Genomic DNA, 9,240 nt, shown 5'->3' on the forward strand with positions numbered 1-9,240 from the left:
AGAAAAGCGAGACATTATGCTTATTTAGTACCAATAACCTAATTAGTATAAAAACATTTCTGACCTAAAATACCATTTCCAATTATAATTTGTTAAATATTATCTCCTTTTCCCTTATTTATATGCCCGCATTTGAATTTCAAATAATATAAGGATCAATGATATTCCCTCTTAAAGAAAAAAAGATGCTAGAAGATAGCATCTTTTTTTAAATTCAACTTACTATGTATTTATATTTTATTGTGAAAATACTCGTTTTTTTTAATGAATATTAATGTTTAAAAAAATAAAAAATACATATTCTTTTGTTCTAAATTCATACACTTCTACCGAATCGATACGGAATTTTCTGATTTTAAAACTAATATGAAATAAAGGAGAATAAAAAGAAAAATTATTATCAATCTATCAATTAAAAATAATACTTAGCAAGAGTTTATCATCTTAACTCCAAGTGTATTCGTTTTGCTTCAAAATAAAGAACTTGAATAAACTTTTTCGTATCAATACGAGCAGGTAATGTTGGTTCATTATTCAATTCTGTCATCTTTCTTCTTACGGTAGTAAAATCAAAAAATCTAGAAGCATAATTTTCAAACTTCGGGTTTAAAAAATCAGTAAGTCCAAGGGATGCTAAATGGTTTAATGATTGATAAATTGCTCTCCGAATCCGTTGTTTGGAAGCTTCTATGAACCTTTTTAATTCGGCATCTTCAGCTGAATCCCCAAGTTTTTTTTGAGCCAAATTCATAAAAATCTCTTTTAGTGAGGGAAAGCCTTGTTCCAACGTGTTATCTTGTTCATATTTATATAAATAATCTAGCATATCCATTAAATCTTTACTTCCACTTTCACTGGCTATTCCTAATTCAGACAAAAGAAAATGAATGGAATTTTGAAAATGATTGAAAGTATTTAAATGTTTTTCATTACGGTATTTTTCTTGCACACTTGAATTACTATCCAATTTTAGTACCATATTAAGCGATTCTTGAATGTTTTTTATTGATTTTTCCAAACGAATTCGTTCAATGACTTTCCGAACAACTGTTAATACTTCAATCCGGTTAATTGGCTTAATAATATAGTATTCAACACCAAGCGAATAAGCTTCAGCAATTAATTCTTTTGATTCTACTTGAGAGACCATGATGATTTTCCCTTTAAACGAAGGTTTTATTTGACGGATTGTTTTTATTCCATCTTGAATCGGCATTAACAAATCGATAAATAAAATGTCTATATTTTTAAGGGTTAGCATTTGTTGCTCTAAAGATAAACCATCCTCAGCTTCACCTATAACCTCCCCAAGATCTTCATCCTCGATAATTTGAGCCAACATTGAGCGAACCGCTTTTTCATCATCTACTATATAAAAATACATACAATCACCCTTTCGAAATTATATGATCAATCCCTAATCTAATTATAAAAATTGATCCTTTTCCTTCGGTTCTGTCCTCAAGCGTAACATCACCTTCAAGTTGTTCGACCATTTCTTTAACATACGATAATCCGATACCTGTCGATGGGTTGCCTAAATCATCATATTTAGAAGTAAACCCAGGCTCAAAAATTGAATCTTTATATTTTGAAGAAATACCAGGACCATTATCGCCTATTTGAAATTCAACAAAATGGTGTTCTTTATTAATGTCAATTGTGATGGTTCCCATACCTTGGATAGCTTCTACAGCGTTTGTAACGATATTATTTATAATAGATAAGATTGTGTAAATATGATAATGAGGATGCACACCATCAATTTTATACACAAATTGGATGTCTTTCTCTAGCAACCGTGCATATTTCGTATTTGCCCGTATAATGATATTTACTAGTTCATGCACAGACATATAATCTGTAAAACTTTCATCAGAAATTAATTTTGAAAGTCCCGCAAAAATACGTTGGTTATCCTTTTTAACGTCATGGACCTCACCAGCAATTTGTAATGCCTGTTGCCTTAAATCTTCAAACTGAAAATCCATCTGTTTGTGCTCAAAAGAGTCTAAGGTTTTATATAAATCATAGGATTTTTTTGTTATATTCTCAGCATCTTGTAATGTTTTCTTTAAATGAACAGCATCTTCATATAAATTAGAGATAAGCATGAGCATGTGTTCATTTTGCTTCTTTATATGTCTCTCCCTTGATTGCGCTTCATACAATTTCATCATATTGAAAAAGCTTAGAACTATAAAACTATGGGAACATGCGATAACAATGATCTCATTTATTGCCTCGGATGTGATCGATGTTTTTAATACGAAATATTGAATCATTAATTCCACACAGTCTGACAGTATTTCAATCATGCAACCAATAAAACCAATCATTAGTGGTTGATGATAAAAACGTTTGATTTTTGCTAAATGAAAGAGATACGAATAAGTAAAATAAAAGAAAAAACTTGGATAGTGAGTATGAAAAGCGGCTAGCCAATCCATATTTCCCTTTATAATGACATCCATTGAGATACGAAATACTACCACGACTATCGCTGTTAAAAAACCCGGTAAAAATGCTGGAATTCGTCGAAACAATAACAAAAAAAAGAAAAATGTTGGTGCGCCAAAGCTCATTCTAAATGTTTCATTTAAGGGAAATGACTTTATTTCACCTACTAAGGGTACTGTAAGTATCATTAAAACGAGAATATAGATGTCTTTTTTTAATAAATTACTAAGATTCAAAATAATCACTTCTCACTTTCGCCTAACAGTCAGTATACAAACCTATTTGCATTAATACAATACTTACTCTATTTTTTTCAAAAACTGATAAATAAGATATAAACGAAAGCATTATAGATTGTGAGTATTCATTACAACCTTCTACTTTAGAAAGATACTTTATAACCCAAAAATGTTCAGACACAATATAAGGTCTGAACACTTTTGGACTCGCTCTAACACCAAAATATCTGTGCTCCTTTTTAAAATATACTTAAATCCCATTCTTTTGCAATATGTTCTAACAACATAATTCCTGGTAAACTATTCCCATATTCATCAATGGCTGGTCCGTAAATACCAATACCACATCCATCTTGGAACGATAAATCCTTCCTAGATTTTGAGGGAACAAGTGTCATAATTCCGCCGGATACCCCACTCTTAGCTGGTAATCCAATGAAAGCAGCAAATTTTCCAGAAGCATTGTACATTCCACAAGTTAGCATTAAAGCTTTTGTTAACCTAGCTACTTCTTTAGGGAGCACTTGTTCTTTGCGAATAGGATGATATCCATCATGTGCTAGTATAAGCCCTATTAAGGCAATATCTTCTGTATTTATTTCAATCGAACATTGTTTTAAGTAAACCTCTAGTGTCTCCTCCACATCTGATTCTAGAAAACCATTCTCCTTTAAATAGTATGCTAATGCTCTATTACGATGAGCCGTTTCCCATTCTGATTGAAATACTATTTCATTAATAGCGGGACGCTTCTCTATCATTTTTTCAATTAATACGTATAGAGATTCTAATTTTTCTTGCACCGATGTCCCTGGCAAAAGTGAAGCTATCGTAATCGCTCCAGCATTGATCATAGGATTAAAAGGTTTTCCTGGTTTATGTATCTCTAAACGAATAATTGAATTAAAGGCATCTCCAGTTGGCTCTACGTCAACTCGTTCTAATACATAAGAAATACCGCGACTTAAACAAGCGGCTATAAAACCGATTACTTTTGATATACTTTGTAATGTGAAAGGTATCTCCCAATCTCCTGATTTTATCATTGTTCCATCTGGCTTTACTATACAAATACCTAACTGCGATACATTCATTTCCCCCAGAGCGGGAATATAACTGGCGCTTCTTCCCTTAGCTGCATACGCTCGATAATGAGCTACCCATTGATCTAAGCAAACTTTTTCTTGACCCTCAACTTGAACGCTAGAATCCTTTATCATTTAATCATATTCCCCCGTACTATTAACTTTATATAGAATGATTTTTTCTTTACTATAATCAATACTATTTGCACTAGAACCAAGAAAAATATTCAGACATATTGCAGTCTGAATATCCTTCTTATTACACACTTTTCTTTTTTGAAGTTTTCTCATAACTATCCCAACATTCAATATTTTCAAGCCCTTTAATGTTTTCTTTATAAAAAATAGGATCTTTACCAGCTTTTTTCTGGTTTATATAATCTTGTAACGCCGCAAATGCTACTTTTGAAAGTAAGGTAATAGCAATTAAATTAATAATAACCATAAAGCCCATAAATAAGTCCGCTAAATCCCATACAATTTGAATCTTTGCAACAGAACCAAATACAATCATAGCCAACACACTTATTCTGTATATCATTAACCACACTTTACTTGTATGTAAGAAGCGAATATTTGTTTCACCATAATAATAGTTGCCAATTAACGCACCAAATCCAAATAAAAAAACAAAGATAGCAAGACAACCCGATGCCCAAAGACCTATGTGTTCACTTAATGCTGCTTGTGTAAGTGCAATACCATTTAACCCCGGTTGTTTATATGCATCAGACAGCAAAATAATAAAGGCAGTGCTAGTACAAATGATCAGTGTATCCGTTAATACACCAAATGCTTGAATCAGTCCTTGTTTCACCGGATGACTTGTTGTTGCTGTTGCGGCAACGTTTGGTGCACTTCCCATACCAGCTTCATTTGAAAATAAACCACGTTTAACTCCATTCATAAGTGCTGCACCAATTGAACCGCCTGCTATTTGTTTAAAACCAAATGCGTTTTGAACAATAAGAGAAAGAACTTCCGGCATTTTTGATATGTTGGTAACTACAACAAATAATGCAACTCCAATGTATAATACCGCTAAAAATACCACCTTGTATTCAGCCATTTTTGCAATACGTTGTACACCACCAAAAATAATCGCAGCGAAAGCAATGGCCATGATTATCCCAACTGTTAGACGATCTGTACCAAATGAGTTTTGAAAAGCAATTGTAACTGTATTTGATTGTACTGAATTGAATACAAGACCAAAAGTAATTGTGATTAAAATAGAGAATAATACTCCCATCCAACGTTTATTCAACCCTTTTTCCATATAATAGGATGGACCACCGCGGAAACCAGTTTTATCTTTTACTTTATATATCTGTGCTAATGTGCTTTCGACAAAACTGGAGGCCGAGCTAATAATAGAAATAATCCACATCCAAAATACAGCTCCAGGACCACCTAATGCAATTGCAATCGCAATTCCTGTGATATTCCCTGTTCCAACACGGGCTGCCATACCAATACAAAACGCTTGAAAAGGAGAGATTTGATCTTTAGAACCACTTTTCCCCTCCATTAATACACGGACCATCTCTTTTAACATTCGAAACTGTACAAAATTCAATTTAAATGTAAAATAAATTCCGCAAATAACAAGCATAATAATTAACAATTTAGACCATAAAAAATCATTTGTTGATCCGACTAACTCTACAAAAAATCTTTCCATATTATCACTCCATACCAAAAATTTATCTATCATAATCTATATAAAATCACCTATATTCCTTGGCATAAATACCTCATTCATATTCAAATACAACAAGGATAAAAATTTTCTATATGAATAGAATTGGCCTGTTTAAACAAACATCGCAATACGCAACCACAAAACTGAATTTTCTAAAAACTTATCATTTATACAAACGATGCTCTATCCCCTTCTGCAAAACTAATATTCTTATCCACTAATGTTGTTGTACTATTATGTTTGTTTCGTTTACCGGTGATTTACATTTAAATCATAATAATCAATAGTGATTAACTGGTTTTCGGTTAATTTTCTTAAGAACATGGAAATATCTCCTTTCTTACTACTAATCTCAAAAATAGGCTAGGTAAAAATTTCACGAAAAATCTATAAAGCGCTTTCAATCTTTAAATAAAAAAACCTTGTCTTTAATTTATAATTAAAAGTACAGAATGTTACGAAAAAGTACAGATTTTTATAAAAACAAAAAATTTTTTGAGATTTTCCATCTAAAAAAACAGTGAGATTTTGTGAATTTTATACAGTATCCAAACGTCGCAGATTTTGTTCTACCTATCCTTTGACAAGCCTCTATTTTCTTCATAAAAACATGCATACTTTTTCTCTTTTAGAAGTTCATATAAAGTATTTGAAATCAAGAATCAATAGAATATTATAAGAATATTATAAGAATATTCAAAAAATAAAGCATTTAATTTATTTATGGTATCATACAAAAAACATTTGTTTTCTCAATTAATCCCCCTAGTTGGATTCGTCTATATTGCACATATTTACAACATGAAAGACACTAAGAAAAAAAGGATTTTGTTGAAGGGATGAAACATTACAAAACTCTTATTTAGGACCTTATGACATCCTCTTTTCTAGCAATATCGAGTTATCCCAAAAAACGTATATTTACTAACATAGATTACAGGTGGTGTATTGTGAAAGAAATAGTATTCGTTCAAAATAAAAAAAGACTCCTTATGAAATTCGAATTTTTAAAAAAGGATTTAGTGCTTACCATTTCACTGATACTAGCAATTGTAAGCTGCTTAATACATTCGCCAAAGATCGAATATATTAACTTTGAAGTGTTAATTAGCTTATTTAATCTAATGGTGGCCATTAAGGCCTTGGAACAGCTAAAGATATTAGACAAACTTGCCGTTGCGATTTTAAATAAATGCAATAACAGCAGGTCAATATCTATTATTCTAATTTTGTTATGCTTTATTTGCTCCATGTTTGTAACAAATGATGTCGCTCTCCTCACTTTTGTACCAATAACACTTGTCATTAGTAAAAAAACACAAATGAACATGATGGATACAATCATCCTGCAGACAATTGCAGCAAACATCGGTAGTAGCTTGATGCCTATGGGAAACCCACAAAATTTATACCTATATTCTTACTATGGAATTAAGCTCATCCCATTTTTAGGTTCAATCCTGCTTTTAGCTATACTTGGAATTAGTTTGTTATTTATATTTACTCAAAAACTTCAAAAAACAGATTTGAAAATAGAACTACCTGTTATTACCGTGAAAAATCGAAAAAAAGCTACCGTCTGGATTTTGATACTTATCACTATCATTGCATCTATTTTTGGTGTCATTGATTATTACATTGCGCTAATAGTCACATTGATAGCTGCATTTACGTTAGATAGAAACTTACTTTTTAAGATCGATTACTTTCTTCTAATAACCTTTGTCGGTTTTTTTATTTTTATCGGAAACATTTCCCATTCGGATGCGCTGGAGACATTTGCTCGCGCTAATTTAAGAGGAGATACTTCAGTCTTCTTTAGTTCCATATTTTTGAGTCAATTGATTAGCAATTTTCCTACTTCAATTCTTCTATCAAACTTTACTTCTAATTGGAAAGCTTTATTACTAGGAGTAAATATTGGAGGGCTTGGAACAATTATCGCATCTTTAGCCAGTGTAATCTCCTATAAACTATTCATTCAGGCCAATGTTAAAGAGAGTAAGGCGTATTTAATTAAATTTAGCATTTACAACTTTTCATTTTTAATCATACTTACATGTATACAATACTTTATTTTTAAATTTCTATAACTTTAAAAAGTGATTACTACTAGAATAATAAAAACCAAAACTTTCTCAACATTAAATTGAGAAAGTTTTGATTTTAAAGTACATAATACTTACAATTAGCATTATAAGCAAGATCCACAAATTGCATCAATTAACTCGCCAGTTATCCAACGACTGTCTGATGATGAAAGAAAACCTCTAAAAACTAGTTGATAATCTTTTAGAATTTAACTTTCCTATAATACTCTTTGCTATTTCTTCAATATTTTCATTTAGAAAGAAATGATTACCTTCAAAAGAATGAAAAGTACATGTTTTATTTGTATATTTATTCCATTTTATTACTTGATCATATGTAGTAAATTCATCATTTTTCCCATTAAATATAAGAAAATCAATATCACATGGTTTTATATTATTATCATGAATGTATGTCTCGACAATCTTAAAATCTGCTCTTAAAATAGGGAGAAAAATCTCCATTAATTCTTCTGATTGAAGTACCCCAGATGGTGTACCTCCCATTGCAATAACTTCTCTTTTAAATTGTTCGTTAGAAAGATTATGTCGGATATTTTTTATTTTACTATTTGGATGATTTCTACCGGATAAAACAAGAAATTTAGGTAATTCGTTATTAGAATCCTGTATTTTCCTGGCTACTTCATAGGCAATCAAACTCCCCATGCTATGCCCGAATAAAATGTAGGGCGAAGCGTCAATTTGCTTAACTATACTAGTGTAGGCATCATTTACGGCCTCTTCCATACCTTGGTACAAGCTTTCTTCAATTCTATATCCTCTACCAGCTAATTCTATCGGGACTACTTCAATATATGGATTAAAGTAATTTTTCCATTTTGCGTAGTTAAACGCAGATCCCCCAGCATGTGGAAAGCAAAAAAGTTTAGTCTTCTGCATTGATTTTCTCCTTACTTTCAAATTTGTATATAGTTTGGCAAATTGTATAAATGTCTTTAATTATTATCTCTTGCGGAAATTCATCTCTTGTTGCACAAACAGATAACTTATAATTTGGATCAATGTTATATTGTTTAAAGTAAAAGTTTTTAGGTATATTCTTGTATGGAATTACAGTTTGTGACTCTTTTTTTATAGAGAATGAATTTAACGGGATATAAAGTCCTTTTCCAATCGTTTTGATATAACTTTCTTTTAATGTCCATAAATCATAAAAATAATTAATTTGTTCATCAGAATTCATATTAGATATATCATAAAATTCTTCCTCTGAAAAAAATTCATGTGCTAATTTAAAAGCCTCTATTTCTGAAACTTTTTCTATATCAATACCCACATTAAAATTAGCAGTAGTACAAACCACCCATTCTCCTGAATGTGACACATTAAAATGAAAGTCAGAAAAGTTTTCAACAAAAGGTTTTCCATACTCATTATATATAAATCTAATTTCTTCATTATTAATTTTATACTTTTGGCAGATTAGAGATCGGATTAGTAAATCCCCTATCAGGTTCCTATTAACGTCGCATGAGTTTAATAAACGCTTCATTCGTTCTTTCTTCTCATTTGAAACCAAGTTACTAAGTTGCTTAAACAAATGACTTTCAATATTCTTTGGTATTTTCACAGCTTGAATGTGTATGATAAATCACTTCCTTTTTTAAAGGATGGCTTCATATATGTGCGTTACATAA

Annotated in this window: 7 protein-coding genes and 1 pseudogene; 1 reads left to right on the top strand and 7 read right to left on the bottom strand. The window is 31.1% G+C overall.

The genetic code is table 11. The features are described from left to right. Positions 1 to 439: 439 nt before the first annotated feature. The 4 genes from AC0NJG_RS02365 to AC0NJG_RS02380 form a co-directional block, all read right to left on the bottom strand. Positions 440 to 1,384, bottom strand: a complete 945-nt coding sequence (locus AC0NJG_RS02365; protein WP_087996864.1) for a response regulator — start codon at positions 1,382 to 1,384, stop codon at positions 440 to 442. A gap of 4 nt (positions 1,385 to 1,388) precedes the next feature. After that, positions 1,389 to 2,705 (bottom strand): sensor histidine kinase, encoded by a 1,317-nt coding sequence (locus AC0NJG_RS02370; RefSeq protein ID WP_087952648.1) that lies wholly within the window; start codon positions 2,703 to 2,705, stop codon positions 1,389 to 1,391. A 233-nt stretch (positions 2,706 to 2,938) separates the two neighbouring features. Continuing rightward, positions 2,939 to 3,919 carry a glutaminase GlsA gene (gene glsA / locus AC0NJG_RS02375; protein WP_087952646.1) on the bottom strand — a complete coding sequence of 327 codons (981 nt, stop codon included), beginning with the start codon at positions 3,917 to 3,919 and terminating at the stop codon, positions 2,939 to 2,941. Between the two features lie 124 nt (positions 3,920 to 4,043). After that, complete coding sequence (locus AC0NJG_RS02380; protein ID WP_087952644.1) at positions 4,044 to 5,468, bottom strand: alanine/glycine:cation symporter family protein; 1,425 nt, start codon at positions 5,466 to 5,468, stop codon at positions 4,044 to 4,046. A gap of 971 nt (positions 5,469 to 6,439) precedes the next feature. Here AC0NJG_RS02380 and AC0NJG_RS02385 point away from each other — a divergent pair. After that, positions 6,440 to 7,582 (top strand): anion transporter, encoded by a 1,143-nt coding sequence (locus tag AC0NJG_RS02385; protein ID WP_087952642.1) that lies wholly within the window; start codon positions 6,440 to 6,442, stop codon positions 7,580 to 7,582. Between the two features lie 101 nt (positions 7,583 to 7,683). Here the strand turns inward: AC0NJG_RS02385 and AC0NJG_RS02390 are convergent. From AC0NJG_RS02390 to AC0NJG_RS02400, 3 genes and pseudogenes are all read right to left on the bottom strand, one after another. Next, positions 7,684 to 7,758, bottom strand: a pseudogene (locus AC0NJG_RS02390) (short-chain dehydrogenase); the annotation flags it as partial. 1 nt (position 7,759) lies between these two features. Further along, positions 7,760 to 8,482, bottom strand: coding sequence for a thioesterase II family protein (locus AC0NJG_RS02395; protein ID WP_088328229.1), 723 nt, complete (start codon positions 8,480 to 8,482; stop codon positions 7,760 to 7,762). Beyond that, positions 8,469 to 9,173: a 4'-phosphopantetheinyl transferase family protein gene (locus tag AC0NJG_RS02400; protein ID WP_088328228.1), complete on the bottom strand. Its 705-nt coding sequence runs from the start codon at positions 9,171 to 9,173 to the stop codon at positions 8,469 to 8,471. Before AC0NJG_RS02400 ends, AC0NJG_RS02395 begins: the two co-directional genes overlap by 14 nt. Between the last annotated feature and the right edge of the window lie 67 nt (positions 9,174 to 9,240).

The sequence above is a fragment of the Bacillus sp. SSR7 genome (assembly GCF_055902415.1).